Origin of the sequence: Rhodococcus sp. MEB032 (assembly GCF_030208925.1) — a bacterium.
Classification (GTDB): Bacteria; Actinomycetota; Actinomycetes; order Mycobacteriales; family Mycobacteriaceae; genus Rhodococcus_F; species Rhodococcus_F qingshengii.
Genome location: NZ_JARVSY010000018.1, coordinates 41,301 through 67,108 on the forward strand (window position 1 = coordinate 41,301; position 25,808 = coordinate 67,108).

The 25,808-nt window shown below is 61.5% G+C and carries 25 protein-coding genes; 10 read left to right on the forward strand and 15 right to left on the reverse strand.

Going from position 1 to position 25,808, the window contains the following annotated elements:
• Positions 1 to 4 precede the first annotated feature (4 nt).
• The 4 genes from QRN54_RS19885 to lepB form a co-directional block, all read right to left on the reverse strand.
• Positions 5 to 589 (reverse strand): TetR family transcriptional regulator, encoded by a 585-nt coding sequence (locus QRN54_RS19885; RefSeq protein ID WP_218680067.1) that lies wholly within the window; start codon positions 587 to 589, stop codon positions 5 to 7.
• Positions 586 to 1,635, reverse strand: a complete 1,050-nt coding sequence (locus QRN54_RS19890) for a saccharopine dehydrogenase family protein (RefSeq protein WP_285182927.1) — start codon at positions 1,633 to 1,635, stop codon at positions 586 to 588. Before QRN54_RS19890 ends, QRN54_RS19885 begins: the two co-directional genes overlap by 4 nt.
• A 55-nt stretch (positions 1,636 to 1,690) precedes the next feature.
• Positions 1,691 to 2,044 carry a glyoxalase superfamily protein gene (locus QRN54_RS19895; protein WP_003942961.1) on the reverse strand — a complete coding sequence of 118 codons (354 nt, stop codon included), beginning with the start codon at positions 2,042 to 2,044 and terminating at the stop codon, positions 1,691 to 1,693.
• Between the two features lie 106 nt (positions 2,045 to 2,150).
• Positions 2,151 to 2,894 (reverse strand): signal peptidase I, encoded by a 744-nt coding sequence (lepB, locus tag QRN54_RS19900; protein WP_042446389.1) that lies wholly within the window; start codon positions 2,892 to 2,894, stop codon positions 2,151 to 2,153.
• Positions 2,895 to 3,321: 427 nt separating this feature from the next.
• On the opposite strand from lepB, the gene QRN54_RS19905 reads away from it, so the two are divergent.
• Positions 3,322 to 4,803, forward strand: a complete 1,482-nt coding sequence (locus tag QRN54_RS19905) for an anion permease (protein WP_042446385.1) — start codon at positions 3,322 to 3,324, stop codon at positions 4,801 to 4,803.
• A 3-nt stretch (positions 4,804 to 4,806) separates the two neighbouring features.
• On the opposite strand, the gene QRN54_RS19910 is transcribed toward QRN54_RS19905, so the two are convergent.
• The 3 genes from QRN54_RS19910 to QRN54_RS19920 are packed head-to-tail and all read right to left on the reverse strand — an operon-like array spanning position 4,807 to position 8,255.
• A complete protein-coding gene (locus QRN54_RS19910; protein ID WP_003943253.1) occupies positions 4,807 to 5,556 on the reverse strand; it encodes a succinate dehydrogenase/fumarate reductase iron-sulfur subunit in 750 nt (249 codons plus the stop codon).
• Positions 5,553 to 7,505, reverse strand: a complete 1,953-nt coding sequence (locus QRN54_RS19915; protein WP_285182928.1) for a fumarate reductase/succinate dehydrogenase flavoprotein subunit — start codon at positions 7,503 to 7,505, stop codon at positions 5,553 to 5,555. Before QRN54_RS19915 ends, QRN54_RS19910 begins: the two co-directional genes overlap by 4 nt.
• Entirely contained in the window at positions 7,506 to 8,255 is a 750-nt protein-coding gene (locus QRN54_RS19920) for a succinate dehydrogenase cytochrome b subunit (RefSeq protein ID WP_099697147.1), read from the reverse strand.
• 156 nt (positions 8,256 to 8,411) lie between these two features.
• On the opposite strand from QRN54_RS19920, the gene QRN54_RS19925 reads away from it, so the two are divergent.
• Together QRN54_RS19925 and QRN54_RS19930 are read left to right on the forward strand one after the other, a co-directional pair.
• Entirely contained in the window at positions 8,412 to 9,740 is a 1,329-nt protein-coding gene (locus tag QRN54_RS19925) for a lipase family protein (RefSeq protein WP_030536062.1), read from the forward strand.
• Positions 9,737 to 10,993 (forward strand): Tat pathway signal protein, encoded by a 1,257-nt coding sequence (locus QRN54_RS19930; protein WP_285182929.1) that lies wholly within the window; start codon positions 9,737 to 9,739, stop codon positions 10,991 to 10,993. Before QRN54_RS19925 ends, QRN54_RS19930 begins: the two co-directional genes overlap by 4 nt.
• 52 nt (positions 10,994 to 11,045) lie before the next feature.
• On the opposite strand, the gene QRN54_RS19935 is transcribed toward QRN54_RS19930, so the two are convergent.
• A complete protein-coding gene (locus QRN54_RS19935; protein WP_003942962.1) occupies positions 11,046 to 12,422 on the reverse strand; it encodes a spinster family MFS transporter in 1,377 nt (458 codons plus the stop codon).
• Between the two features lie 52 nt (positions 12,423 to 12,474).
• Positions 12,475 to 13,350 carry an SGNH/GDSL hydrolase family protein gene (locus QRN54_RS19940; protein ID WP_218695700.1) on the reverse strand — a complete coding sequence of 292 codons (876 nt, stop codon included), beginning with the start codon at positions 13,348 to 13,350 and terminating at the stop codon, positions 12,475 to 12,477.
• 136 nt (positions 13,351 to 13,486) lie between these two features.
• Between QRN54_RS19940 and QRN54_RS19945 the strand changes: the two genes are divergently transcribed.
• The 3 genes from QRN54_RS19945 (at position 13,487) to QRN54_RS19955 (ending at position 16,143) form a co-directional block, all read left to right on the forward strand.
• Positions 13,487 to 14,770 (forward strand): PucR family transcriptional regulator, encoded by a 1,284-nt coding sequence (locus QRN54_RS19945; protein ID WP_218695701.1) that lies wholly within the window; start codon positions 13,487 to 13,489, stop codon positions 14,768 to 14,770.
• Between the two features lie 60 nt (positions 14,771 to 14,830).
• Complete coding sequence (locus QRN54_RS19950; protein ID WP_285182930.1) at positions 14,831 to 15,322, forward strand: hypothetical protein; 492 nt, start codon at positions 14,831 to 14,833, stop codon at positions 15,320 to 15,322.
• Positions 15,323 to 15,414: 92 nt separating this feature from the next.
• Positions 15,415 to 16,143 carry a YdcF family protein gene (locus QRN54_RS19955; RefSeq protein WP_054781017.1) on the forward strand — a complete coding sequence of 243 codons (729 nt, stop codon included), beginning with the start codon at positions 15,415 to 15,417 and terminating at the stop codon, positions 16,141 to 16,143.
• A gap of 2 nt (positions 16,144 to 16,145) precedes the next feature.
• Here the strand turns inward: QRN54_RS19955 and QRN54_RS19960 are convergent, their stop codons facing one another.
• A complete protein-coding gene (locus tag QRN54_RS19960) occupies positions 16,146 to 17,054 on the reverse strand; it encodes an AraC family transcriptional regulator (protein WP_064074998.1) in 909 nt (302 codons plus the stop codon).
• 174 nt (positions 17,055 to 17,228) lie between these two features.
• Here QRN54_RS19960 and QRN54_RS19965 point away from each other — a divergent pair, with 174 nt between their 5' ends.
• Positions 17,229 to 17,921, forward strand: a complete 693-nt coding sequence (locus QRN54_RS19965) for an alpha/beta hydrolase (protein ID WP_007730784.1) — start codon at positions 17,229 to 17,231, stop codon at positions 17,919 to 17,921.
• A 54-nt stretch (positions 17,922 to 17,975) separates the two neighbouring features.
• Here the strand turns inward: QRN54_RS19965 and QRN54_RS19970 are convergent, their stop codons facing one another.
• Positions 17,976 to 18,407 (reverse strand): MarR family winged helix-turn-helix transcriptional regulator, encoded by a 432-nt coding sequence (locus QRN54_RS19970; RefSeq protein WP_234552629.1) that lies wholly within the window; start codon positions 18,405 to 18,407, stop codon positions 17,976 to 17,978.
• A 146-nt stretch (positions 18,408 to 18,553) separates the two neighbouring features.
• On the reverse strand, positions 18,554 to 19,222 hold the full coding sequence (locus QRN54_RS19975) for a DsbA family protein (RefSeq protein WP_285182931.1): 669 nt from the start codon (positions 19,220 to 19,222) through the stop codon (positions 18,554 to 18,556).
• Positions 19,223 to 19,362: 140 nt separating this feature from the next.
• Between QRN54_RS19975 and QRN54_RS19980 the strand changes: the two genes are divergently transcribed.
• Positions 19,363 to 20,190 (forward strand): helix-turn-helix domain-containing protein, encoded by an 828-nt coding sequence (locus QRN54_RS19980; protein WP_030536057.1) that lies wholly within the window; start codon positions 19,363 to 19,365, stop codon positions 20,188 to 20,190.
• Here QRN54_RS19980 and QRN54_RS19985 read toward each other — a convergent pair.
• Both QRN54_RS19985 and QRN54_RS19990 read right to left on the reverse strand, forming a co-directional pair.
• Positions 20,177 to 21,172: an ABC transporter substrate-binding protein gene (locus tag QRN54_RS19985; protein ID WP_007730787.1), complete on the reverse strand. Its 996-nt coding sequence runs from the start codon at positions 21,170 to 21,172 to the stop codon at positions 20,177 to 20,179. The two genes, QRN54_RS19980 and QRN54_RS19985, sit on opposite strands and share 14 nt — an antisense overlap.
• 6 nt (positions 21,173 to 21,178) lie before the next feature.
• Entirely contained in the window at positions 21,179 to 22,573 is a 1,395-nt protein-coding gene (locus tag QRN54_RS19990; protein ID WP_285182932.1) for an MFS transporter, read from the reverse strand.
• A 119-nt stretch (positions 22,574 to 22,692) separates the two neighbouring features.
• Between QRN54_RS19990 and QRN54_RS19995 the strand changes: the two genes are divergently transcribed.
• Positions 22,693 to 23,355 carry a TetR/AcrR family transcriptional regulator gene (locus QRN54_RS19995; protein WP_285182933.1) on the forward strand — a complete coding sequence of 221 codons (663 nt, stop codon included), beginning with the start codon at positions 22,693 to 22,695 and terminating at the stop codon, positions 23,353 to 23,355.
• A gap of 6 nt (positions 23,356 to 23,361) precedes the next feature.
• On the opposite strand, the gene QRN54_RS20000 is transcribed toward QRN54_RS19995, so the two are convergent.
• Positions 23,362 to 24,582: an SfnB family sulfur acquisition oxidoreductase gene (locus QRN54_RS20000; RefSeq protein ID WP_081558542.1), complete on the reverse strand. Its 1,221-nt coding sequence runs from the start codon at positions 24,580 to 24,582 to the stop codon at positions 23,362 to 23,364.
• Between the two features lie 98 nt (positions 24,583 to 24,680).
• On the opposite strand from QRN54_RS20000, the gene sfnG reads away from it, so the two are divergent.
• A complete protein-coding gene (gene sfnG / locus QRN54_RS20005; protein ID WP_285182934.1) occupies positions 24,681 to 25,805 on the forward strand; it encodes a dimethylsulfone monooxygenase SfnG in 1,125 nt (374 codons plus the stop codon).
• The last annotated feature ends 3 nt before the right edge of the window (positions 25,806 to 25,808 follow it).

The following is a 25,808-nucleotide window of genomic DNA, read 5'->3' on the forward strand; positions in this document are numbered from 1 at the left end:
CGAGTCAGGACCCGTGAATCAGGTACTGCAGTGTGTCCACGAGCTTTCGGTCCGAAGCCTCGGACTTTCGGCCGGTGATTCTCGATCGGAGAATTGCGGAACCCTCGAGCAGGCTCACGATGGTCTGCGCTGTCGCGCCAAGTTCAGTCGCATCCAGCTCCGGTTGTGCACACGCGACTGCGCGCTCTACGTGTGCGATGTACTGGGCGTAGAAGTCTCGAAGCACGACCGCGACTTCTTGGTCCGCCGCTGCAATGGCCCATACTTCGACGTACAGACGCACCGTGGCCTGGTCGTCCTGTTCTCCGAGCAGGACTCCGATGAAGTGTTCGGATTCCTCGCGGGAAAGGCTCTGATCCGTATCGGGGACGACGGCAAGGCGATCCAGTGAGCGGGTCAATGCACGTGACATCACTGCGCGTATCAGATCTGCACGGGTGGGGTAGTAGTGCTGCAGATGTCCTACCCGCACTCCGGCCGCGGCTGCGAAATCGCGCATTGCCGAGTTGGCATTGCCCTGAGTAGTGAGGACCTGTTCTGCTGCGTCGAGAAGTGCTGCCGCACGGGCGGCGCCCTTGGAGAGGGTCATGGTCGCAATACTGCCACCCCGAAGCTCTCCAACTCGGAGACGGTGCGGCGAGGGTTCGGAAGCGATTCGGGGAAAGTGACTCCAGGCCGGGCATCGTCGGCCAAGGCTCGTCTGACGGCCAGCGCGCCGCCCACCGCGGTGAGGTGAGCCTGGCCCTGCCGGTCGACGATTGTCGCGCTTGTCGTGCCGCTCGGGCCCGTGACATCGATGCGTACTTGCGCGCTCCCGCCCTTGCCCGGCGAGTACAGGAGTCCGCGTCGTAGCGGTGTGAAGCGGTCGCCGCGACCCCAACGGAACAGACCCACCTTCTTGGCGGCGAGCAGCGCAGTTGTGGATGCATTCGAACTGAAACCTATTCGAGTGCTGGCAGTTTCGGCGCCCAAGGTCATGGGGAACGTGAATTGTTCCGGAGTGTCGATTCTTCCGACCTTGGTGCGCGATCCGGGGAAGTCGACCCAGCGCGTATCCGTCAACGGGCTGACGGTGATCGGGTTTCCTTGCTGCATCACCTCGAAATCCTGCCCGAGCCGATCGATGAAGTCGACGGAGTCCAGCCCGGCAATGTCGTTGACGTCGTAGCGAATCGAGACGTCGATCGTGCTCGCGCCACCCAGTTCCTCGGCCAGCGCTGCGGCGACGATATTGGTGACTCCGCCCATCCATCCGGACGACAGGTACACCGGTGCGCTCGGCGACTTCTGACCCGCCAGAGTGGCGGCGCGAGCGACGCGGGTTGTCCAGCGGGTGATGTCCACGTACGGAATGCCGGCCTCGACGGCGGCGGACAGGACACGATCGTGGGGATCGTTGACCGTCGACACGACCGCGCGTACGGACGCGCCGAAGGGTGTCGGGTCGAGGAGGTCCCAGCGGCGGACGGAAGCGCCGTGACGGCCGGCCAGTTCGTCGCCTCGCTCGGGGGTGCGTCCGGTGAGGAGTAGTGGGAAGTCGGGGGCGAGCAACGCTGTCAGGGCGCTGCCCACGGTTCCGTATCCGCCGGCCACGAGGATCGGGCCGTCGGCTGAATACTGCAATGAATCGGTCATGCACCTAACTCTAGGTCAAATGACCTAAAACGTCGAATGGGGTTCTTTCCGCTGCTCAGTCCCGGTGTCGCACGATGTTGACGACGTTGCCATCGGGTGCCCGGACGAGGAATCGGCGAACACCCCACTCTTCGGTCGTTATGGGGTGCACGATTTCGTAGCCGAGCCTGCGGGCCTCTTCGTAGGCGCCGTCGACGTCGTCCGTGTGGACTGAGATGACCGAGTCCTCGGCTGCAGTGGCGTCGTGCGTGACGAGCTGTACGTTCGCGCCGGTGTCGGGAGAGGTGTAGCGAGCGACCCATCCCATGTTGAACTCTTCGGTGCTCAGGCCGAGAAAGTCGGAGTAGAAGCTCTTGGCGGTTCCGACATCGGCGACTTTGAGATTGGCGGTGATGCGTCGAGCGCGCATGTGGTTCTCCTACCCTCGGCAACAGATGCGCTCGATGATCGTCCGAAAGCGGAGCCATGTCGACTGTGCAGTCCGAAGATGCGGGCCACCTGGTTGATTCGATCTGTCACTGCGGATCGAACGAGCTCACAGTTCCCCACCGTGAGAAGGGAAGGACGATCAATTGAACCTTGCCGATGACATTGTCGATCGGCACCGTTCCACTGTGTTCGTCATCGAGATGGAAACGTGAATCCTTCGAATGGGCGCGGTTGTCGCCCATCACCCACAGGTTCCCGTCGGGAACCGTGACCGGCCCGAAATACCTTCCTTGACAAGAGGTATCGTTGCCCGGAATGCGCTTGTCGATGTACGGCTCGGTCAGCGGCTTGCCGTTCACTCGAAGCCCCTCTTCCTCGGACAGGCACTGTACGGTTTGGCCACCGACCGCGACTACCCGCTTCACGAGGTCGTTTTCGTCCGGCGGGACCAAGCCGACGATGGACCCGAGTCCCTGAAACGCGCGAACAATCGAATTGTCGGATCGAATGGATTTGTACTCGTCGTTCCAGGACTCGGGTCCCTTGAACACGACCACATCCCCAGGTTGCGGATCCCCGAATCGATAGCTGATTCTGTCGACGAGGATCTTGTCTCCCGTGCAGCCGGTGCATCCGTGAAGTGTCGGTTCCATGGACTCCGACGGGATCAGAAAGATGCGTCCGACGAAGTTCTGAATGACAACACTCAGGACAAGTGCGACGACAACGAGGATCAGAATCTCACGCCACAGTGGACGTTTCCTCGGGTGATCGGCCACTGCCGATTCAGTGGAGTCGGTCGAGTCCTCGTGGGCGTCGGATTCCGTCACACTCCCGACAATAGATGGCGCAACCAGTCGTCGGCCCGATACGAATCTTCTCGGTTCGTGGGTCTGTCTGTCGGCTGACATGCTTCGGAATTGGATCACATCACGCGCGAAGATCCGGTCGAGATCGGCAATCCGCGCAGTCCTGACCCAAACATCGTGCCGACGAATACCTTTCGCAGAAGCAGGTTGAACAACTCTCCGAGATTCAAGCGTGCAGCACGCCGGCGCCTCTGTTGATCGATTGGCACAATCTTTTGCGAGAGATGGGCATTCTCCCACTGAAGCGTCGGTGCGAGACAGCGCCTCGTAAGGACGACTGTACTTCCGGGCAATTTCTCTCGAACTTGGATTGACCGCACGAAAACCTGATGTTTGGGGGACAATCATCTGGGGCGATCACCTGGGGCGACAAGTCGAGGAGATGCAAATGTCCGAGGCCAAATCCGAAAGCACTGAGTCTTTTTCTGAGACGACACCGCCGGCGGAGCCGTCGAAACAATCAGTGCTCAGGCGGTACTACCCGGCTGCGGTGCCCGTCGTCCTCGGCTTGATCATCTATTTCATGCCTGTTCCGGACGGTGTGGATCCCAAGGGCATGCACATGCTCGGAATTTTCGTCGGCACCATCGTGGCGTTGATCTTGCAGCCTCTGCCGACGGGTTCTGTGGCGCTGGTAGGCCTGTCGATCGCCATGATCACCCAGACCGAGACGCCGACGGAAGCGTTGTCCGGCTTCAGTAACACCACGATCTGGCTGATTGTCGCATCGTTCTTCATTGCCGAGGGCTTTCTGGTCACCGGACTCGGCAAACGGGTTGCGCTCATGTTCGTGACCAAACTCGGCAAGTCGAGTCTCGGATTGTCCTACGGAATGGCGTTGACGGACTTGATACTTGCTCCGGCGACGCCGTCGAACACCGCCCGTGCGGGTGGCGTCGTCTATCCGATCATCGTCTCGCTGAGCAAGTTGGAGGACTCCAATCCCGAGCCCGAGGACTCTCGCAAGAAGCTCGGAGCATATCTGCTGCTCACGTCGCTGCAAGTCAACGTCGTGACCTCCGCGATGTTCATCACCGCCATGGCGGGTAACCCCGTCGCCGTCGATGCGGCTGCCAAGATCGGCATCGACATCTCGTGGGGCAAATGGGCGCTGGCAGCATCGGTTCCGGGAATTGCGAGTCTCATCGCGATCCCGTGGGTGATGTCGAAGATCTTCCCGCCCACGATGTTGAAGACTCCGAAAGCACCCGAGCAAGCCAGGGAGGAACTGCGCAAGGCAGGTCCGATCAGCCGCAACGAGAAGATCATGGCCGCCACCTTCGTTCTGCTGCTGGTGCTCTGGTGCCTGGGCTCGCAGCTCAACGTCAACGCCACTACAACAGCATTTGTCGGAATCGGCATCCTGTTGGTGACCAAGGTGCTGACGTGGAACAACCTGGTCCACGACACCGGGGCGTGGCAGACGCTCGTGTTCTTTGCCGTTCTGGTCGGTATGGCAAGCCATCTCGAAGAACTCGGCGTGATCTCGTGGATCGGTACCCAGGTCTCCTCGAGCGTCGACGGTTTGCCGTGGATCTGGGCTTTTGCGATCCTGACCTTGGTGTACTTCTACGCGCACTATCTGTTTGCGTCGAACACCGCGCAGATCGTCGCGATGTACGCGGTGTTTCTCGGCGCGGCGGTGGCAACCGGTGCGCCGCCGCTGTTCTCGGCCCTAGTGTTCGGCTTCATCGGCAGCCTGTTCGGCGGTATCTCGCACTACGCGTCCGGTCCGGCCGGAGTGATCTACGGTTCCGGATACATCAAGACCTCGGAGTGGTTCCGAATCGGTTTCGTGATGAGCGTCGTGATAATCCTGATCTGGACGATCATCGGCGGCGCGTGGATGAAGCTGATCGGCGCCTGGTGACGATCAGTTGTCCTTGCGCCGCAATCCGAATCGCATCGATTCCTTGTTGACAGCGGCAATCGCGGTCAGCGGTATCTCCGCGGGACACACCTGCGCACATTCACCGTAGGTCGAGCACGGCCCGAAGTCGGCCTCCATCTGGTGCGACATCGCTCGGGCCCGCTTGCCACGTTCGTTGCGGCCCTGCGTGACGAGAGACAGGTGGGTCAGTTTGGACCCGGTGAAGAGGTGCGCGGCACCGTTCGGGCAGGCTGCCACGCAAGCGCCGCAGCCGATGCACGCGGCGAAGTCCAGTGCAGCTTCGGCACTTTGATGCGAGAGCGGCTGACTGTCTGCGTCCGGCGCGGTTCCTGCATTGACCGAAACGTATCCACCGGCTTCGAGCACCCGGTCGAGCGCAGAGCGATCGACGACGAGGTCTCGGACCACGGGAAAGGCTGCGGAGCGGAATGGCTCCAGTTTGATTCGGTCCCCGTCGGAGAAGCTGCGCAGGTGCTGACGGCACGTGGGAGTGTTCGCAACCGGTCCATGGGGAACATTGTCGACCGTGATGCCGCAGGACCCGCAGATCCCTTCTCGGCAGTCGGAATCGAAGGCGATGGGTTCGTTGCCGCTCTCCACGAGTTGGTCGTTGAGTCGGTCGAGGAGCTCCAGCAGCGACATCTCCACCGTCGCGTCGTCTATTTGGTAGGTGTCGAATGCGCCGGACGACTCAGGTCCGGATTGGCGCCACACGTCCACGGTGATTTTCATACGTAGTTCCTCGTCTGCAGTGGAACAGCGGTGAAGGACAACGGCTCGTCGTGTCGAACGTGTCTGCCGTCCTGGGCGGCTTCCCACGCGGAGACGAAGCACCAGTCCTGATCGTTTCGCTGCGCTTCGCCGTCGGGAGTCTGATGTTCGGCACGAAAGTGCGCTCCACAGGACTCGTCACGATCGAGAGCATCGACGCACATCAGTTCGGCGAGCTCGAGGAAATCGGCTACCCTGCCGGCCCTTTCCAACTCCTGGTTGAACTGGTTTCCGCTGCCGGCAACTCGCAGGTTCGACCAGAAATCGGTTCGCAGTGCGCGGATTTCGGCGATCGCCTTGGTCAAGCCCTCGGCCGTTCGGGTGACACCGCAACCCGCATAGAGGATCTCGCCCAGTTGTCGATGGAACCTGTCGGGGCCGTGTGTTCCGCCGACCGAGAGCAGCAGGTCCACCCGACCCCTCACGTCAGTGAGCGTCGACGTCACAGCGGGATCGGACAGTTCGAGTGGAGTGGATCCGAGCAGCGGCGCAAGATAATTCGGAATCGCGTACGGGAGGGTGAACCAGCCGTCGACGCATGCCGAGAGCAACGAATTGGCGCCGAGGCGGTTGGCCCCGTGGTATCCCCAGCCTGCCTCGCCACCGACGAACAAGCCGGGGATGGAGGTCATCTGGTCGTAGTCGTTCCACAGTCCTCCCATGGTGAAGTGGGCTCCGGGGGCGATGCGCATCGGCACCGTATAGGGGTCTTCGCTGGTGGCGTCGCGATACATCGAGAACAGATTTCCGTATCGCTCCTCGATGGTCTTGCGGCCGAGCCGTGCCAACGCATCGCGGAAATCCAGGTACACACTGTTTTTCAGAGGGCCGACGCCGTGACCGGAGTCGATTTGCTCGCGGGCGGCCCGTGAAGAGACGTCGCGGGGAGAGAGGTTCCCGAACGCCGGATATTTGCGCTCGAGGTAGTAGTCGCGTTCGTTTTCGGGAATGTCGCCGGGCTCACGATCGTCTCCGGGCTTGGCCGGTACCCAGATCCGGCCGTCGTTGCGCAGGGATTCGCTCATCAGAATGGTTTTCGACTGCCACTCGGAGTTGACGGGAAGTGCCGTCGGATGGAATTGGATGAACGAGGGTGAAGCCATCAACGCACCGCGTCGGTGCGCTCGCCAGGCGGCCGTGGCGTTGGAATTCTTCGCAAGTGTGGACTTGTGGAATACGGTTCCGTAGCCGCCGGATGCCAGTACGACGGCATGACCTGTGGTGGCGCCGATCTCACCGGTCACGAGATCGCGTGTGACTATCCCTTGTGCTCGCCCGTCCGAAACGATGAGATCGAGCATCTCGGTTCGGGTGTGTAGGTTGACCGTTCCGGCTGCGATCTGACGTTGCAGTGCCTGCGACGACGCTATCTGCAACTGCTGGCCTGTCTGCCCGCGCGTGTAGTACGTGCGCGACACCTGAACGCCGCCGAAGGATCGGGTGGCCAGAGTGCCGCCGTACTCGCGAGCAAACGGTGCCCCGATGGCATTCATGTGATCGATGACGCGTACGGATTCTTCGGCGAGACGGAAACAGTCGGCCTCACGGCCCCGGAAATCACCGCCCTTGACGGTGTCCTTCACGAAGCGGGCGAGACTGTCGTTGTCCACTTTTCGAGCGCGAGCAGCGTTGATGCCTCCTTGCGCGGCGACACTGTGTGCACGGCGGGGTGCATCGTGGAAGGTGAAGGACTCGACGTGGTAGCCCAGTTCACCGAGGGAGGCGGCGCAGGCGGCGCCGGCGAGGCCGGTACCGACGACGATGACCGTGAACTTGCGCCGGTTGAGTGGGCTGACGAGCTTGTAGTCGAGTTTGCGAGTGGGCCAGGCCGTCGCCGGATCGCCGGCCGGGACCTTACCGTCCACCGGTGTCCCGATGCTGCGCAGATCGTCGAGTTCGAAGCTGTTCACTTATGACGCTCCTGTCTTCGAGATGGCGCCGGTCATGACCGCGATGGGGATCGACATGTTTCCGACCATCACGGCGAGCGCAAAGATTCCGGAGAGTGCAACGCCAATCCGGCGCAGTCGTTGGCCGGTCACGCCGAGATCGTTGACCGCGCTCCAGAGCCCGTGCGCGAGGTGCATTGCCAGCAGAGCCATCGCGACGATGTAGAACGCTGCCACCAGCGGACGCTCGAAGCTGGCAATCAGATTGTCGTATGCGTAACTCTGTGTGCGCGTGGCCGCTTCGTACTCGCTGCTGCCGATGGGTCGGGTTCCGGTCGTGAGGTCGAGTATGTGGAAAATGACGAACAGCAGCAGCACAGCTCCGGTGACGGGCATCGTGCGCGCTGTAAAGGACTTGATTCCCAGACCTTTACGTCGAAATTTTCCTCGAGCTCGGCGTCCGCGGACGGTGAGCAGCCAGGCACACCAGACGTGTGCGACCAATGACGCGAGCAAGACGATGCGAAGAATCCACAGAAGTCCCTCGTAGGGCAGGAAGGGTTCGAACACCGTTCGTAGCCAGTGTGCGTAGTCGTCGAAGTGATCGGCACCGGTGTAGACCTTCAGGTTTCCGATCATGTGGACGAGAACGAAAGCGGCGAAGATCAGTCCTGTCACGGCCATCAGAATCTTGCACGTGATGTTGGACGGCCGCGGTCGAGCTTGGAGTGAATCGCCGGTAGCTCGCGATACACGGGTCGGAGCACTCACAGACAAACCTCCCACGCCAGACTTGCCGGACAGGTGCCGTCAGCCTAAGCCCGATCGAGGTTTTCGGCCAACGGATGGGTGCCCGACTTGTCTGTTAATGCAGGTGAATGGGAGTGTAGGGGTGCTCATTACCCGAAAGTAAGGAACTCGTGAACGATGTTTGACTCGACGTGGCGACGGTGGTCATGGCGCGCCGGAACGGCATCGGCCCTGGCAGTGGCCTTGTTTGCGGTGGGGTCGCCGGCTGGTGCGCAGGAGACCGTCGACCTGGCCGACGTGTTCAACCCGTTGGTCGTGAAGGCACTCCAAGGCGCTGACATTTCCACCGAATTGACTCCACTCGGGCTCTCGTCCGATGATCCGTGGTTCGACGAACCCGAAATCGAGCCGGGTACCGCCCCCGGCACTCTTCTCAAAGCGCGTCCGGTCAGCGTGCAGGTCTACCAGGTCCGTCCCGACGTGGTCTCGGCTCACCAACTCATGTACACCACCACTGATCACTTCGGTCGGCAGGTGATCAGCACCGGAATTCTGATGATTCCCGAGGACGGAACTGCGCCAGGTGATCGCAAGATCATCGGATACGCCGAGGCGAACGACAGCCTCGGCGCGAACTGCGCACCAAGTCACCAGTGGACCGGCGGCAATCAGAGCGACCCGGCGATGTTCTCGGCGCTCGGCCCGGTGGCTCAGATGTTCGGCCACGGCTGGGCAGTGATGATGAGCGACGTCGGCAACGACGGCGACACTGCTCCCCATCCGTTCTCGATCGGACAGTTCTCAGGGAAGGCAACGCTCGACGGCGTTCGGGCAGCACTCGCGCTTCCGGAAGGTGGCCTCGAATCAGACACCCCTGTCGGCATCTACGGTGTCGCCGGAGGCGGTGTCGCAGCGGGCTTTGCCGCGGAACAGGCCCATGAATATGCGCCGGAACTGAACGTCCAGGCCAGTGCCATTCAGGCGATGATGATCGACCCGGCAACGTTCGAGGAAACAGCGGCCGGTGGGATCGGTTCCGGATTCGTCTTCTCGAGCATTCTCGGATTCGACGCGGGCTACCCCGACGTTCGGCTCGACGATCATCTGACTCCGATCGGTCACAACGTCGCCGCAGCCTTCCGCGCGTCCTGCCAGGCGCTCTACCTCGGACTCCCATTCGTTCCATTCGACGTCCTACTCACCAACCCTTCGCCCCGAACGATCCCTGCGCTGGCCGCGGCGTACGCGGACAACACGTTGGGAAAGCAGGCGCCGGCTTCCAAGCTTCTGATTTCTTCCTGTGAGGACGACTTTCTCGTTCCCTTCAGTGAGGCAGAGCAATTGGCGCAGACATATCGAGCAGACGGCGGCAACGTGGACCTGCTCCCGTCGCAGTGCGGGCCGCTCGATTACGTGACCAACCTGTACAAGACGGTGACCGATCAGCTGGGTATGCAGGACATCGCCTGGCTGGCAAAGACGTTCGACGAAGCCGAGGGACGATGAGCTTGCGGAAGTCTCTGACGCGCAGGGATTTTGCGCGCACGGTTCTCGTTGCTTCGGCAGGTATCGGCGGTGCCGTCGTACTGGGAGGCAGGGCGTCCGCGGGTACTGGTGAGCTCGACAGGTACCTCGACCTGGAAGCAGTGAACGCAAACGCCGAAGCCACGGGCGGCCTGCATCCTTCTCTGCCATCGGATTCCGCGACGCTGCGGTCTTTGGTGGATACCGCCCGAGCCTCGGGAGTGGATCCGCATCGCTATCAGACACTGCTCAAGCAGTACTGGCTCGCGGTCGGGACGGAGTCGGCAGGTATCGATCTCGCTTCGTGGACTCCGTTCGACGGTGTGCACGCGAATCTCGGAAACCTCACCAACACTTTCCAGTTCTACGAGCGACTCCAGCTCGAGCATCGAGAGCTGCAGTGGGCAGGTATGGGAGGAATGGTCGGGCCCGCTTTCGCCGGTGGACTCCTCGACTTGGACTACGGGCGGGTTGTGCTGGAAGTCCAAGCGATCAGCGAGGCGATGGCACTGGTCTGGCGAGAGATCGACCGCATCGGGTCGCCGGTTGCATCGTCGATGGGAGCACCCGAGGACATTGCGGCACTTCTCGAGGTCGGCCACGAGATTCGCCCCGAGGACGTGATGTGGTTCCAGGGGAGAGTGATTGCGATGAGCAAACACATCTTCTCGGACCTGATTCCCATGCACATGGCGTGGGTTCACGACGGTGTCGACGGCATCGCCGAACTCGATCGCGCAGGGCTGCTCGACGAGAACGCCCGTATCGCGTGGAACAACATTGCTTCGGGGACACCGGAATCGGTCTTCGACGGCAATGTGCGTCTGCTGCGAAGGGAGCAGTACCAGTCGGTGGGTGATCAGTGGGACGAGGCGAAGGCCTACCGCGGCAGCGTTGGTCGCTCGTTGACTTACCTGACCACCTTCGCCGCATCACCGTCGATGCCTGGCGTCGTGCCGCCACGCGAGTCGAACCCGCTCTCGTTCGCGGTGGGCAATGCTGTTGTGCAAACGCCGCTTCCGGACTTCAACTGGGCGGACCGGGATGGTCGTTGGACCTACATCAACGATCAGTTGCTCCCGGTCTACAACAACCTGATGAAGAATCAACCGGAACTGTGGCGAGCGACGCTGGCCGCGCCCGTCTCCGTTCGGATAACCGAGCAGCGAATGATCGCTCGCTTGCCGGACATGTTGCGGTCCATGTTGTCGACTCTGGCGATTACGGTCAACTGAACTCGGCGGTGGCGGGGCCTCAGGGTCCCGCCACCGCCCGTGAACTTGTCGGTCAGGCCTGGCTCAGCTCCGCTTGCATGCGCGCGGAGTCCTTGCCGACAGTGCGGGTAGCCAGGTAGATGAATACCGCGGTGAGTGCCAACATGATCGGCACGAGATACATGGCCGAGTTCAACCCGTCGCCGGCGTACTGAGCCAACTTCCCGGTACCGGCATCTGCAAGTGCACGCTTGGCGAACCAGTCCGAGATCGCTCCAACGGCAACCGGTCCGGAGAATCCGCCGAGAAGGTACATGGCAGCGAAGAACAACGCAGTCGCAGTGCCGCGGAGCCTGGGAACCACGACGTCGTGAATGGCAGGGTAGACGCTGATGTAGAAGCCGTAGGCCAGAAGCCACCCGGCCGAGAACAAGAGCGTGAACATCACGACGTTTCCGCCGTGTTGCAACAGTGCCAGCGCCGTCAAAGGTGCCGCCAATGCCGAGGTTCCGACACCGATCATCAACCGTGCGCGTGGTGAGCGTGCGCTGGCCTTGTCCGCGTAGCGAGCGCCGAGAAGCAATCCGATCAGGCCCGTGATTCCGACGATGATGCCGGTGACCGATGCCGCCGCAGTCAGTTTCAGGTGGTACTGGCGCATGAGCAGCGGGACGACAAACGAATTCACTGCGTAGGCGGCGAAGTTGAACGTCAGCCCGGCAAGGATGAGCCAACGAAGCGTGGGAATTGCGAGCAGACGACGGATCGGGCGGGTGATCGGTGCCTGTGAAACAGCGGCTGCGCGGGCCTCCGGACTTTCGGAACCACCACGAACCGGATCTGCCATGCGGTAGAGCACGACTGCAAGCAGGACACCGGGAATCGCCGCGAGGAAGAACGGTGCACGCCAGCTGTCGAATGCCTCGGCGATCTTGCCGACGGTGAAGTAGGCGAGCATGAGGCCAATTGGCAAACCGAGCATGAAGACACCAAGTGCGCGTGAGCGTCGTTCTGCCGGGTAGATATCGCCGATCATCGAGTTGGCTGCAGGTGTGAAGGTCGCTTCGCCCACACCGACGCCGAGACGCGCGAGGATGAACAGCACATAGCTGCCGGCGGCACCGGTTGCTGCCGTCAGTCCGCTCCACACCAGGAGTCCGATCCCGATGATCTTGGGACGGTTCTTCGTGTCGGCCAACCGGCCCAGAGGCAGTCCTGCGACTGCGTAGACGAGGGTGAATGCAGAGGTGATCAATCCCAATTGCAAGTCGCTGAGCGAAAACTCGTTCTTGATCGGCTCGGCAACGACCGAGGGGATCGCCCGGTCGAAGAAGTTGAGCATGTTCGCGAGAAACAGGGCGACGAGTGTGCCGCCGAGAAGTTTGTCACGTGTTCCGACAGGGGCGCCGTCGACGGACGGCAGCGGCGGAGCGTCTCGTTGAATTGACATGATTGTTCCACCCTTTTCGCGAGTGCTGAATGAATTGTGCTGGGGGAGAAGCTCAGGACAGAGCGTCGGCGACGGTTTTGCCGATCGCCTGCATCCCGGCCGCAGTGGGATGCAGTGGAACCGCCGGCTGGCTAGGGACGATTCCCGTGTAGTAAGCAGTGGCAGAGTCCGTGCAGATGTCATGTCCGGCAGTGGTTTCGGTGATGTCGATGTACTCGACGCCGTGACGGGCCGCAGTTGCTGCCATGACCGTGTTGCCGTAGTCGATCACACTCTGGAGATAGTCGGCGTCGCGCGGCCAGAACGGCTGAGTGCCGGGGCAGCCGCCACCACGGATGTATGTTCCGTATCCGACCACGACGATGCGCGCCGAAGGTGCTCGATCCTGCGCGACTTCGATCATAGAACTCCAACCTGTGGACGCATTTTCGATCATTTGTCGCTGTTGATCGACGCCACCGGAGGTGAACTTGTCACGGCAGGACGTTCCGGCGGGTTCGGGGAGTGGATTGACGCAACTCAGAACTGTCGGGAACAACGAGATGTCGTTGGCACCGATGGTGATGGTGACGAGGTCGGTATCAGGCCCCAATGCTGTTGCCTGCGGTGATACTTGACCGGAGAACGTCGATTGTGCGGTGTCCGTGACGTTGGCGGATCGCGCCGACGAGCAGGTCATATCCGTGAGTTGAGCGCCGAGTTCTCGCGCCACCACGGACGGGTAGTTGTCGAGTGATCGTAGACAGCCCGGTGACGACGAGTCCTGCGCGGTGACCAGTGGGCCGGCCGCCGCGGAATCGCCGAGTGCGACGTACTGGATAGTGCTGACCGGTGTCTCGGCACTCGACACACCGGTCCCGAGAGCCGCGATCGAACCGGCAGCCACGACGCCTGCCAGAATGGCTGCGCTGCGCGTTTTCCACGTCACTCGAGGCTCCTCTTGGTCGAAGGTGGGACTTCCAGTTACGCCGCTGATTGTGAATTCGTGAGTGGCGTGGGTTACATAGTGATAGGAAAAAGGCAGGTCGGCCTTGTGGTGGCAATTCAATTCTGTGGAGGGTTTTGTGTCAGGAAACAAAAATCTGCCGTTCGAGCCGATCCTGGTTGGTGGCAGATCTCTGGCCGACCGACTGGCGCAACGCACCCATCCACTGGTCATTGAGACAGTCGATCTGGTCCACCGCGACGTCACCTTCTACCGGTTGCTCCCTGACGAGGCATTGCGTAACGACGTCACCACCATCGTGAGGCGCAATCTGGAACTGTTCATTTCGATGCTGCGGACCGGCGCCGATCTGACGCCCGAGTTGCTCGCCGACATCAGCGAATCGGCTCGCCAACGGGCTCAGGAATTGGTTCCGCTCGGTGAGGTGCTGCGGGCATATCACCTGGCTGCCGGGCTGTGGTGGGAGACCATCAGCGAATGGGCGGTCCCGGAAGACGGTGTCGCACTTGCCCGCACCGGACGACTCTTGAATGCATACACCGCGGCCTCCGCGTCGGCGGTTCTTGCCGGCTACGGTTCCGACCACGCCACCCAGACGGACGAGGATTCTGCGCGAAGGTCATTGTTCGTAGCACTTTCGACGGGTGTCGATGTTGATCGGGTCTCCGACGATGTGGGCATCAGGTTGGCGCGCCTGTACTGGGTGGTGGCGCTGCACGTCGAACGGAATGACGACGAGTCCTCGACCGAGGTGGACACTGCCGTCGCCGAGCGGAGAAAGGTGCGCCACCTGCAACGAGAGCTCGATCAGGTGGGGCGTGACAAAGCGCTCGGGGTGCTCGGGAGCAATGGCGGAGCCGTACTGATTCCTATTGTGGAATCGGAACCCGTTGAGGGGAACTGGGCGTCGAGTCCGCAGTATCTTTCATTGTGTCGACGATTGGGTGATCTCGAGAAGGTCATCGGTGCATCGACGGTTGCCGCCGTACATGTCGCGGCACCGCCGGCAATTCCCGCAGCGGTGTCGCAGGCGCGCGAGGTGCTGAACGTTGCCCGAAAGTACGGCCGTACAAGTGGGGTCGTGCGTCTCGAGGATCTTGCAGTCGAGTATCAACTGACCCGCCCGAGCGCTGCGCTGCCGATCCTCGCAGATGTGTTGTCGCCGTTGGAGTCCGATCCTGCCGTGCTCGAGACGCTCGAATCTTTCATCGACTCCGGATTCGATCGAGCTACCACCGCTCGGCAGTTGCACGTACACCCGAACACGGTCGTGTACCGCCTGCGTAAAGCGAGTTCCCTGACGGGACTTGACCTGTCGTCACCGAAAGATCTTGTACAGGTCACCATGGCGCTGGGAGCGCGTCGCGCGCTCGGAATGGAGGCGGACTCTTCCCAAACGTGATGGGTCTGTGGTTCTCTGTGAACGTGCCTGATTCTCGGATTGGCAATCCGGCCGGGAGACATGGCCAGACTGGGTCAGCTGATGGTGCAACGAGGCGCGTGGCGTGATCAGACGTTGATCGACTCCGCCTACCTCGACGAGTTGTCCGCGCCCTCTCCGTCCAATGGGGGGTACGGCTTCTTGACCTGGGTGAACGCGGGCGAGGACTTCTACTCCGTGAATGCGCCGGTGAGCAAGTATGTTTCGCATCCGGTGTGGCAGAACGCGCCTCGGGATCTCTATCTCCAGGAGTTCTTGCGGCTTGTCGTCGCTTCGATCGTGGACGTTCCACCGCCGCCGTACGTCGGGCCTCCCGTGCATGGGTCGGGTGGTCCGCTCATCGACGATCCGTCACAGCTCGTCGGCTTCGCGAACCCCGAATTGATCTTCGACACGATGGTCGGGACGGGGCGAGCAGGAACACCCGGATGCAACATCGTGATCTGCAACAAACGAATTGTTGCCGTTCAGTGTCGCCGACCTGCTCGGGGATGCTGCAGCTCAGATCGGTAACGCGGCAGGCGCGTCGATTCGAGATGCTGGTAGATGACGGTTTCGAACCCGAATTGTTGCCCAATATTTATGTTTAATCTGTGTGACGGTCAGTGAACAGTAAATTTGAGTCAAATGATGCAATCGCGACGAAATGTTCGTTACCGTGGGCTGGACAATCGACAATCTGGGGGTTCGGCTACATGGCAAATGTTCGTAGGTCTCTGACGAAGGGATTGATTGCTGCTTCGGTAATCGCCGCAGCCGGAGTGGGATTGACGCCGGCGACAGCGAGTGCCGACATCACTCCGACGACGGTCGTCAACGGCATCCTGTCGACGGTGGGCGGCTGCCAAACACCGGTGCGGTCTCTCATTCTCGCGTGCACGAGTGCTGAGACGCTGACACGCCAGTCGCCCGTGCTGCTCGACCTCAACCCCGTGGGCACGAACATCGTCGTCTTGGGTGCCGGCCTCTTCGACGACGGCACGATGCGTCCGATGTTGGTCGACCGGCTTCAGGCGGCGCTCCAGCTGGCCCGTCAGTACCCGCAGTCTCCGATCATCACAAGCGGTGGGGCTCCGAAGGCCGGAGTAACGGAAGCCAGGGCGATGCGCGAATGGCTCGTTGCCAACGGCGTCAACCCGGGCCGGATCACCGAAGAGGGAACTTCGTGGTCGACGGTCGAGAATGCGATCAACTCTGCGCGGATTCTCGCCGATCGAGGCGCGACCGGCGTGGTTGTGGTCTCGAGCGCCAATCACGTGGAGCGCGCGATGGTGGACTTCCGCGTTGCAGTTCTCGGCCGGATCCCGGTCGCAGGCGTAATCGCTGCGACCTGACGTCAGTGATTGTGGGAGTTGGACTTTCGCCAGTTCAACGGCGAGGCGTCGAATCGTCGACGGAAGGCGCGGCTGAACGCGGCATCGGATTCGTAGCCGACAGTTATCGCAATGGTTCCGACCGGCTCGGTGGTTTGCACGAGTAGTTCGGCGGCACGGTCGAGTCGGCGCTCGGTGATGTAAGCGCCGGGCGTCTGGCCGACCAGTCGCGAGAAGCGCTCCGCAAAAGACGATCTCGACAGGGTGGACAGCGTCGCCAGTTCGTCGATGGTCCAGTTGCGTGACGGGTCGTTGTGGACGGCCTCGAGGGCCTGCCCGATTCGTGGATCCATTGCTGCGGTCAACCATCCGCCGTTCGATCCGTCCGCTCGAGCCCACGCTCTGAGGATCTGGACGAAGAGAAGGTCGAGAATCCGGGAAACCATCACGGAGGAACCAGGTTTCGGATCGTCCACCTCGGCGCCCAACAGTCGGCTGCTCACCTCGAGCCACTCGACCGGGGTCCCTTGTGTCGCGCGCAGTTCGACGAAGTCCGGCAGAACGGACAGCAGTCGCTGCGCTGCGACGTCGTCGAGTGTGAAAGTACCGAAAAGCCAACATGTTTCGTTTTTCGGGTGCATCGGCATCGCATTCTCGATCGTATGAGCATGCCCATGGGGTAACAGTACGAGTTCCCCGGGGCCGAGTTCGATCGGGGCTTTGCCCTGCGTTCTGATCACGATGTCACCGTGCTCGGCAATGTGAAGTGCTCGCACCCCAGCGGGTACCTCCACGGTGAAGTTCTCGCCGTGGACGCAGCGATGAATCTGATCACCGCGAAGGTGGACGACTTCGAGAACGTGTGAGAGGGTGTCCCGGGTTCGAGTCTCGTCGGTGGTGGGTACGTACCGCTGTGATGATGTTGTCCTCATGGATCGATCACTCCGATGTCTCGAGCATTCGGCGTTTCTGCACAAAAACTTGGCAATCTGGTCATGGTTATTGATCCAGGATCCCCTTAACCTGGTTAACAGGCAAGGCCTGGGTTTCGAAGGCTTGCCGATCGTCGGAGTATTCGTCGCACTGCGTATCTGGAGGAGTTGGTCATGACAGAGAAGGTAAACATCGTTCTGGTACATGGAGCCTGGGGAGACGGTTCTCATTGGCGTCACGTCATACCCACCCTGCACAACGCCGGGCATCGAGTGGTTGCGGTCCAGAATCCACTTACTTCGCTCGCCGACGACGTGGACCGGACCAGGAAGTTGGCCGAATCGATGGACGGCCCGACCCTGCTGGTCGGACACTCGTACGGCGGCGCGGTGATCACAGGCGCGGGTCATGCGGAAAACGTTGTGGGACTGGTATATATCGCTGCCTTTGCGCCGGACGAGGGTGACAGCCTGGGAAGTATCTTCGCCCGCACGGATCAGCCGGCGGGCGCGGCGAACATCGCGCCGGACGCCGAGGGCTTCTTGTGGATCGCCCCGGACAAGTTTCAGGAGAGTTTCAGTCAGGATCTCGACGACACCGAAGCATTGGTCATGGCGCTGACGCAGAAACCCATTGCGGGTCAGTGCTTCTCGGACCCGTCAGGGCCGCCGGCATGGCGTGGGAAGCCCAGTTGGTATCAGGTTTCAGGGCAGGACCGAATGATTCCGCCGGAAACCGAGCGATGGATGGCAGAGCGTATCGGTGCCCGCGAGATCGAGGAACTCGACGCAGGCCATGCATCCTTGGCGTCCCACCCGCACGAGGTCACCCAGTTGATCCTGCGTGCTGCTGCAGAATTGTCGTGACGGCGTAAATCGTCCGGCTGTTCGAGTGGGCTGCCCATCACGACTAATTTGTCGTCAGTCCTCGGAACTGCCCAGTCGGTGAAGCAGCGCTGTCAGCGTGGTGATGTCGTCCGTATCCCATTTCTCGAGTCGGGCGCGCCAGCGATCTATCTGGTGATTGCGGATGGTCGTGAGCTTCGTTCGCGCCTCAGGGGTCAGAGCTACCAACTTGGCGCGAGCGTCGTCGGGATCGGGGATTCGTTCCACCAGGCCGAGTCGAGCTGCGGCGTCGATTTGCCTGGTCAAGGTGGACTTCTCGATATCGAGGGTGCAGATCAGGTCGGACATCCGCACCGCATCCGAACGGTTCAGGATGACCAGAACCGGGTAGAGCGCCGGATCGAGTTTGGGATGAATTGCGCGCGCATAGGTGCGCGCCTGGGCGCGTCCTCGTTGCCACATGTCGGCAAGTTCCATCTCCAGGCCCGTGATCGGATCTGAAACCACTGTCGTTTCCCCTTTGGTGCGATTCGTTCGGTGTTCATCAAACCAGAAGGGGGGCCGAAGTGATTTGGGTGAAGTCACGCTGAGCGAAAGGTACGTTCGGCGTACTGAAGGCGCCGGGCGTACCTTTCACTCGCAAGGTGGGTGGGTCAAGCCACCGCATACGCCCGCACACACGTGTTCAGGTCGCGGGTGAGATCGGCCGCGGTACTGGTCGGAGAACCGAATTTCACGACGGACCCGTCGCTCCCGTGGAACAACAGCGTCGGAAACGAAGTGGCGCCGAGCCTGCGTGCTCGGACGAAATCAGCGCGGGCGGCATCCTTCGAGGCGGCGGTGAACAGGGAAGACACCGCTGCAGATGGGTCGAGTTCGAGGGATTCCGCGATGGATCGGTATGTCTCGGGATCGGAAAAGCTGCGCCCGTCTCGGTAGAACGCGATCTGCATGGCCTCCGCGATGTCGAGGGCGCGTGTCGGATCTTGCGCGCGCAGTGCGGCGAGTCCGATCGCTGCATCCGTCGAATCCATGACGAACCGCCCATCAGTCACCAGTTGTGAATATCCGTCACCGAAGACAGCGCCGGTCTGGGCGGCGATGGTGGCGTTGGCTGATTTCAGGTACGGAGCCGAAGACATGGGCGCGACGCGCTCACCGGTGAACAGTCCGCCGCTGACCACGGACAAGTCGACGGAATCGGCATTTTGACGGACGAACTCCGTCAACGCAGGGCCGAAGCCGAAACACCACCCGCAATAGGCGTCGAAGACGTAGGTGAGTTGCGTCTTGCCTGCTGTTTCCGAGCGTGATGTCTGCACTGGAAGATTCCTATCCGAGCGTGAACTGATTGATACCCTGACGGTATGTCGCATTCGGGTATTCGGTCACGGTGAAGATGAGTCCCGGACTAGTGAAAAACAGACAAGTACCCGTCCGGGACGTCGGGTACGCATCGTCGGTGGCTGACGCGACCGAGATCGAAGTACTCAGCCTGGACACCATTCGCATCAACGGGGGAAGCGCAGAGTTCGTCGGCCCCCAACGTCCGCAATTTCACTTGCTCGCGCTGGTGACCGAGGGCTCGGCGCTACACACCATCGACTTCGTGAACTACGCGGTGAGCCCGGGGACCGTGTTCTGGGTCAGACCGGGGCAGGTGCAACAGTGGGGGCGAATCCAGGACTTCGAGGCGACGGTTGTTCTGTTCACACCCTCGTCGCTCGATGCCGTCAGCCAGCAGTTGTTGGACGGGAACGCTCGCAGTCGGCAGGCAGCGTGGCAGTTGTCCGGCGAGAACCTCGAGACCATCAGCACGGGTATGAAACACCTGAACCTGAACTACGGCTGCCCGGATACTTCCGCGCCGGTCGTTCGCGCGGCCATTCTGCGGCACACGCTGACAGCAATTCTGTTGAAACTGACCCATCTCGGTGGACAGGAACAGAGTTCCGTGCTGGCGCACAATGACGTGTTCGAAAGGTTTCATGCCGTTGTCGAACGTGACTTCGCCACGGTCCGTTCGGTTTCGGAGTACGCCAACAAGATCGGGTACTCCGAGAAGACTGTGCTGCGGGCCACCCGAGCCGCTGCCGGGATGACGGCAAAGCAGTACATCGATCAGCGTGTGGTTCTCGAAGCGAAACGTCTGCTGTCTTTCGGCACGGACACGGTCACCCAGGTGGCGTCGAAGTTGGGGTTCGACGATTCTGCGAACTTCACGAAGTTCTTCGCCACCCGGGTGGGTGTTTCTCCGCTGACCTTCCGTCAGGACGTCAGAGCGCGCTGAATGCCGCCCATCGCGCGTCGGCGCTGTCGAGGGTTCCGATACTGTTCTGCCCCTTGCCATGTGCGATGCCGTCCAGATCCTGGATGATCCAGTAGATGGCAAAAGGATGGCTGCCGAACCAGAGATCACCGCTGACGTCCAGAGCGTGCGCCGGATCGGGTGTCAGGTTGTCGAACAGTGGAGTGTTTCGCACGATGGATGCGTCGTACTGCTGCCCGGAAAGTACGGCGACGGTCTGCGCCGCATGCTCGGGTAGGAGTTCCGGCGAGACGGGGGAAATCGTGCCGGTGTCTTGATTGTTGGTCGCGTTGACTTCCGATGCCGGCCTGGTGAATCCGGCCTCGGTGACCAGTGTGGAGATGGGAGTGGTCGGTGGCACGGTGAACAGGTTTCCGCTGTAGCCGAGAAGGATCGCAAGGCTCTGGCCGGCAGCCGCGGACTTGACGCCTTCGAGGCCGGATTCCAGCTTTCCGATCATGGCGGTAGCTTCGCTGCCTCGATCGAGCTGTGCCCCAGCGTGTTCGAGCACATCACGCCACGGCGCTGAGTACGGGAGGACCAAGGTTGGCGCCACGGAATTGATCTGCGCGAACAGGCTCGGTAGTGGACCGGCATTGCTCATCAAGATCTCGTCGGGTTCGACGGACGCGATCTCCTCGACGGCGGGGTTGGCGAAGAAAGTCGGCTTGTCGAGAACTTCGACGCCCTGCTCGCGCAGAATCGACTTGGCGACGTCCGATCGCAGGGTGCTGTAGACGACGGTGGGCTTCACGCCGAGTGCGAGTGCACTCAACCCCGCGTACTCGTCGAGCGCGAGAATGCGCTGCGGTGAGGCCGGAACTTCGACGGTGCCGAGTTCGTGGGTGACGGAGCGAGTTGCAGAGGCGGTGTCGGACTCGGCGGAGCTGCTGCACGCGCTTGCGCCGGCGACGGTCAGGAGAAGCGCCGAGACGATGCCGAATGCGGTTCGGGTGGTGAACATCTGAGGTCAACGATCCATTCGTGGGAAGAAGAAGGACAGGAGGGTACCGGCCAGCAGTAGGCCGGAGCAGACGAAGAGGGCTTGGGAGTATCCGGAAACCAGTGCTTCGGTCGGCGCGCTGTCCGAACGTGCCGTCGAGGAAGCGGCGACGCTCACGAGAACGGCTAGTCCGAGTGAACCGCCGATCTGACGCGATGTACTCAGTAGCCCGGATGCCATGCCGACTTCTTCGGGGGGAGCGTCGGCGGTGGCGACGTTACTGAGCGGCATGAACGACAGACCGATGCCGATGCTCGCCAGAAGCGAAGGCACCAGGATGACGGCCCAGAAGGGACTGTCGAGGTTCATGGTCGAAAACATGAAAGTTCCGATTGCGGCGACTGCTGTTCCGACTACGAGCAGCGGTCGAACTCCGTAGCGCGGAAGGAGTTTGGTGGACGCGAGGATGCCGATCACCAGGCCGAAGCAGAAGGGCAGGAAAGCCAGACCGGTGGTGGTCGGTGAATAGCCCAGCCCGCGTTGCAGGAATAGTGAGACGAAGAAGAACGCGCTGAACTGTGCCGCGCACACCAGGCACATGATGGCGTTGGCCAGTCCGATTCGGGGTCGAAGCAGGGTGGACAGTCGTACCAGTGGTGTGGCGCAGCGGCTTTCGGCCACAGCGAAAGCAGTGAGCAGCGCGATCGTGAGCGCGAATCCACCCAGCACGTAACCCGAAGTCCAGGAATGTGATTCCGTGGCGATCACTGTGCCGACAAGGGCGGTGATTCCGGCCGTCGCCAAGATGGCTCCGGGGAGATCGAGGGAGCCGCCTCTGGCGGCTTGGCCGGCCGGCAGGCCACGGGCACCGGCAACTGCGGCGATCAGGGCCACTGGTGCGCCGGCGAACATCACCCATCGCCAACTGAGCCCTTCGGTCAAAATGCCGCTCAGGACGACACCGAGTGCGCCGCCGAGTGCTGACGACATTGCGCCGATGCCGAATGCCTTTGCCCTGGCGCGTCCGGTGGGAAAGGCCTGACTGAGTGCGGCGAGCCCGGCCGGCGCGATCAGTGCAGCGCCGACGCCTTGAAGCGCCCGAGCTCCGACAAGCATTTCGGCGGACACGGAGAAGGTGCCGACGATGCTGACGAGGGCGAACAGCAGAAGCCCGGAAACCAGAACTCGACGAGTGCCCATCACGTCGCACAGACGACCGCCGAGAAGCAGCAGTCCGCCGAAGGCGAGGGCGTACGCGTTGACGACCCAGGACAACGCGGCGTCGGAAAAGTTCAGCGATTCCTGGATGTCGGGCAGTGCGACGTTGATGACCGACATGTCGAAGGCCACCAGGAACTGCGCTGCCGCGGCGGCTGTGAGGACCAGAGCCGGTGCGGCTACCGCTCGAGTTGTTGTTGTCATTGCAGGTACCTAATTTGTATACGCGTTCTCATAAGTAGTTAGGTTTACCTTGTTGGCGACTGAGATGCAAGGGGTTCCCCGGGCGAGAGCGTCGTAGCAGGGGCGCGCACAATCGACGGATGGCCGAAAAGATGGAATCGAGATCACCGCGGCTCGGACGTCCCCCGACGATCACGTCGGAGCAGATAGTCGACGAGGCGAAACGGCAGCTACAGACCGGCGGCGCCGACGCGTTGAGCATGCGAGCGTTGGCGAAGTCGCTCGGCACCACGCCGATGGCGCTGTACCGGCACGTGGGCGACAAGGAACAGCTGATCAGCGCGGTGCTCGATGTGTACTCACAAGATCTCGGCGCGCTGGTCCTGCCGCAGGATCAGGTCGAACGGCTTCGCACGATCTTCACCGCGATCTTCGAAAAGCTGGCGTCGGAGCGCTGGATCATCGAGTTGCTTCAGCGCGGTGGCCGTGGTGGGAGCGGCGCTGTGGTCTTGGTCGATCGGGCGATGGCCGCGTGTGTCGAACTCGGTATGTCACCTCGTCGCGCACTGTTGATCTATCGAGCGCTGTGGAACTACACACTCGGCGCATTGCTCAACATCTACGACACCACTACGCGACCGGAAGGCAGCGTGTCACCTCTCGCGGTCAAGATCCGAGAAATCGGGCCCGAGAAACTGCCGGTGCTCAGTGAGGTGCTCGAGGACTGGCCGGGAGGGACGACGACTGAGAGCTACTTGGAAGGACTGGAAGTCTTGATCAGCGGATATATGAACTCCGACTGAGTGTGTTCACAGCAGTCCGTGCCGCGGTGGGATTGTCCCGGACAGTGTCCACCGGCCGATGTGTTGGACCTTCCACCTCGTCGGATCGTGCAGGGTGTGCGTGCGCGCGTCACGCCAGAATCGGGAGAGGTTCGCCGATTCGCCCGCGCTTCTGGTGCCACCGATCTCGAACAAAGTGCTCGTGGCCGCCAATGACGCCCTGGCGCCGACCACTTTGGCGGTTGCAGCGTCGATGGATGCTCGGGCCGTGGAGTCCTCGGTGGGATCACGACGCGCCACGTCGATCGATCGCGCTGCTTCCGCCAAGAGGGATCTGGCAGCGCGAACCTCGATTGCCGCTTCGCCGGCGAGTTGAACGAGCAGTGGATCCTCCACCGCTGTATCGACTTTCGCCTCGAAGAAGGGACGCGCCTTTGCCGCGAGTTTCACGGATTCACGCAGTGCAGCCGACGCGATGCCGGTGTCGATCGCGGCGTGCAGGATCTGGGCCTGTGCTCCGTAGGTGGTCGGGTGAGTGAAGAGCGACGTGAATGGTACGACATTGAACCGCGGCACCGAAACGGATTCCAGGGTCACAGTTCCGCTTGCAGTTGTCTTCTGTCCCATGCCGTCCCAGTCGTCGACGATCGACAGTCCGGGGGTATTCCGGGGTAGGTAGACCGCGGATTTCACCTGTGCGCCGGTCTCGGTGAATTGATCCGCATTGGCGGCACGCACCACGATCCAATCTGCGAAAAGCGCTCCGGTGCAATAGAATTTTCGACCTTCGAGCACAAAGTCTTTCCCGTCGGGGGTGAGAGTGGTGCCGTCGATGTCGATGGTCTTGTTGCCGCGCTCGCTCTGGGCGTTGGCGAACTGCTTACCCGACAATGCTTCGGCGTAGAAGAACTGCTTCTGCTCGTTAGACCCCTGGTACCGGAGCGCTTCCAGGAAAGTGAAGTGGCTGTGCGGAATCTGCGCGATGCTGGGATCGCCCTCGGCGAGTAGGCGGAAGACCTCGGCCAACGTCTCGGTGCTTGCGTCGATGCCACCGAACTCCTTCGGCACCGAGAGTCCGAGCAAGCCGGACCGCGCCAGGGTGCGAACCTCGTCGTGGGGAAGGAGGCGCTGCGCATCGCGGACTCCGGCACCTGCCGCGAACTCGTCGGACAGCTGTGACGCCACCGAGAGCGCCTCGTCCTCGCTGGTGATGCGGTGCGCGATCTCCTGAATGTCCACAGCAGTCATGCTGCCACCGTTTCACAGTCGCAGCACCCACCCAACACTTACAACCTGTGTGATCGCTACCCTGGAAACCTCTGGGAACTGCATGTTTGCTGGGTTTCATGTCTACTGAACGTATCGCCGACGAGATCAAGTTCGCCTACTGGGTGCCCAATGTCAGTGGTGGTCTGGTCACCTCCGACATCGAGCAGCGGACCAGCTGGGACTACGAGTACAACAAGAAGCTGGCGCAGACCGCCGAGAACAACGGCTTCGAGTTCGCCCTGAGCCAGGTACGTTACGAGGCGAGCTACGGGGCCGAATTCCAGCACGAATCCACGAGCTTCAGCCTTGCGCTTCTCCTGGCCACCGAGAAGCTCAAGGTGATCGCCGCGGTGCATCCGGGACTCTGGCAGCCGGCCGTGTTGGCGAAACTGGGCGCTACCGCCGATCACTTGTCGAACGGTCGTTTTGCCGTCAACGTCGTCAGTGGTTGGTTCAAGGACGAGTTCACACATCTAGGCGAGCCGTGGCTCGAGCACGACGAGCGTTATCGGCGTAGCGCCGAGTTCCTTCAGGTTCTTCGGAAGATCTGGACGGAGGACGACGTCGATTTCCGCGGCGACTTCTACCGCATCCACGACTTCACGTTGAAGCCGAAGCCTCTCAACACTCCGGAGCGCCCCAATCCCGAACTGTTCCAAGGTGGTAACTCGGCGGCAGCCCGTGAGAACGCGGGCCGGTATTCGGATTGGTACTTCAGTAACGGCAAGGACTACGACGGCGTCACCGAACAGTTGGTCGACGTTCGCCGTGTTGCTCGTGAGAACGATCGGGAGGTCAAGTTCGGGCTCAACGGATTCATCATCGCCCGCGACACCGAGGCGGAAGCAAAGGACACACTGCGCGAGATCATCGCCAAGGCCAACCGCCCTGCGGTCGAGGGATTCAAGAATGCAGTCCAACAGGCCGGCGCATCGACCGCGTCCAAGGACGGGATGTGGGCGGATTCGACGTTCGAGGACTTGGTTCAGTACAACGACGGTTTCCGCTCACAACTGATCGGCACGCCGGAACAAATCGCGCATCGGATCGTCGAATATCGCCGTCGCGGTGTCGATCTGATTCTCGGCGGATTCCTGCATTTCCAGGAGGAGATCGAATACTTCGGGGCCAAGGTGCTTCCGCTGGTTCGTGAACTCGAAGCAGCCGACAGCGACGAGCAGGTGCTCGTCACCGCCGGCTGATCG

Coding starts and splice junctions, on each gene's coding strand:
- QRN54_RS19905 (WP_042446385.1), top strand. CDS start 3,322: ATGTCCGAGGCCAAATCCGAAAGCACTGAGTCTTTTTCTGAGACGACA.
- QRN54_RS19895 (WP_003942961.1), bottom strand. CDS start 2,044: ATGCGCGCTCGACGCATCACCGCCAATCTCAAAGTCGCCGATGTCGGA.
- sfnG (WP_285182934.1), top strand. CDS start 24,681: ATGTCTACTGAACGTATCGCCGACGAGATCAAGTTCGCCTACTGGGTG.
- QRN54_RS19985 (WP_007730787.1), bottom strand. CDS start 21,172: ATGTTCACCACCCGAACCGCATTCGGCATCGTCTCGGCGCTTCTCCTG.
- QRN54_RS19910 (WP_003943253.1), bottom strand. CDS start 5,556: ATGAAAATCACCGTGGACGTGTGGCGCCAATCCGGACCTGAGTCGTCC.
- QRN54_RS19885 (WP_218680067.1), bottom strand. CDS start 589: ATGACCCTCTCCAAGGGCGCCGCCCGTGCGGCAGCACTTCTCGACGCA.
- QRN54_RS19995 (WP_285182933.1), top strand. CDS start 22,693: ATGGCCGAAAAGATGGAATCGAGATCACCGCGGCTCGGACGTCCCCCG.
- QRN54_RS19935 (WP_003942962.1), bottom strand. CDS start 12,422: ATGTCAATTCAACGAGACGCTCCGCCGCTGCCGTCCGTCGACGGCGCC.
- QRN54_RS19960 (WP_064074998.1), bottom strand. CDS start 17,054: ATGAGGACAACATCATCACAGCGGTACGTACCCACCACCGACGAGACT.
- QRN54_RS19890 (WP_285182927.1), bottom strand. CDS start 1,635: ATGACCGATTCATTGCAGTATTCAGCCGACGGCCCGATCCTCGTGGCC.
- QRN54_RS19925 (WP_030536062.1), top strand. CDS start 8,412: ATGTTTGACTCGACGTGGCGACGGTGGTCATGGCGCGCCGGAACGGCA.
- QRN54_RS19930 (WP_285182929.1), top strand. CDS start 9,737: ATGAGCTTGCGGAAGTCTCTGACGCGCAGGGATTTTGCGCGCACGGTT.
- QRN54_RS19990 (WP_285182932.1), bottom strand. CDS start 22,573: ATGACAACAACAACTCGAGCGGTAGCCGCACCGGCTCTGGTCCTCACA.
- QRN54_RS19965 (WP_007730784.1), top strand. CDS start 17,229: ATGACAGAGAAGGTAAACATCGTTCTGGTACATGGAGCCTGGGGAGAC.
- QRN54_RS19950 (WP_285182930.1), top strand. CDS start 14,831: ATGGCCAGACTGGGTCAGCTGATGGTGCAACGAGGCGCGTGGCGTGAT.
- QRN54_RS20000 (WP_081558542.1), bottom strand. CDS start 24,582: ATGACTGCTGTGGACATTCAGGAGATCGCGCACCGCATCACCAGCGAG.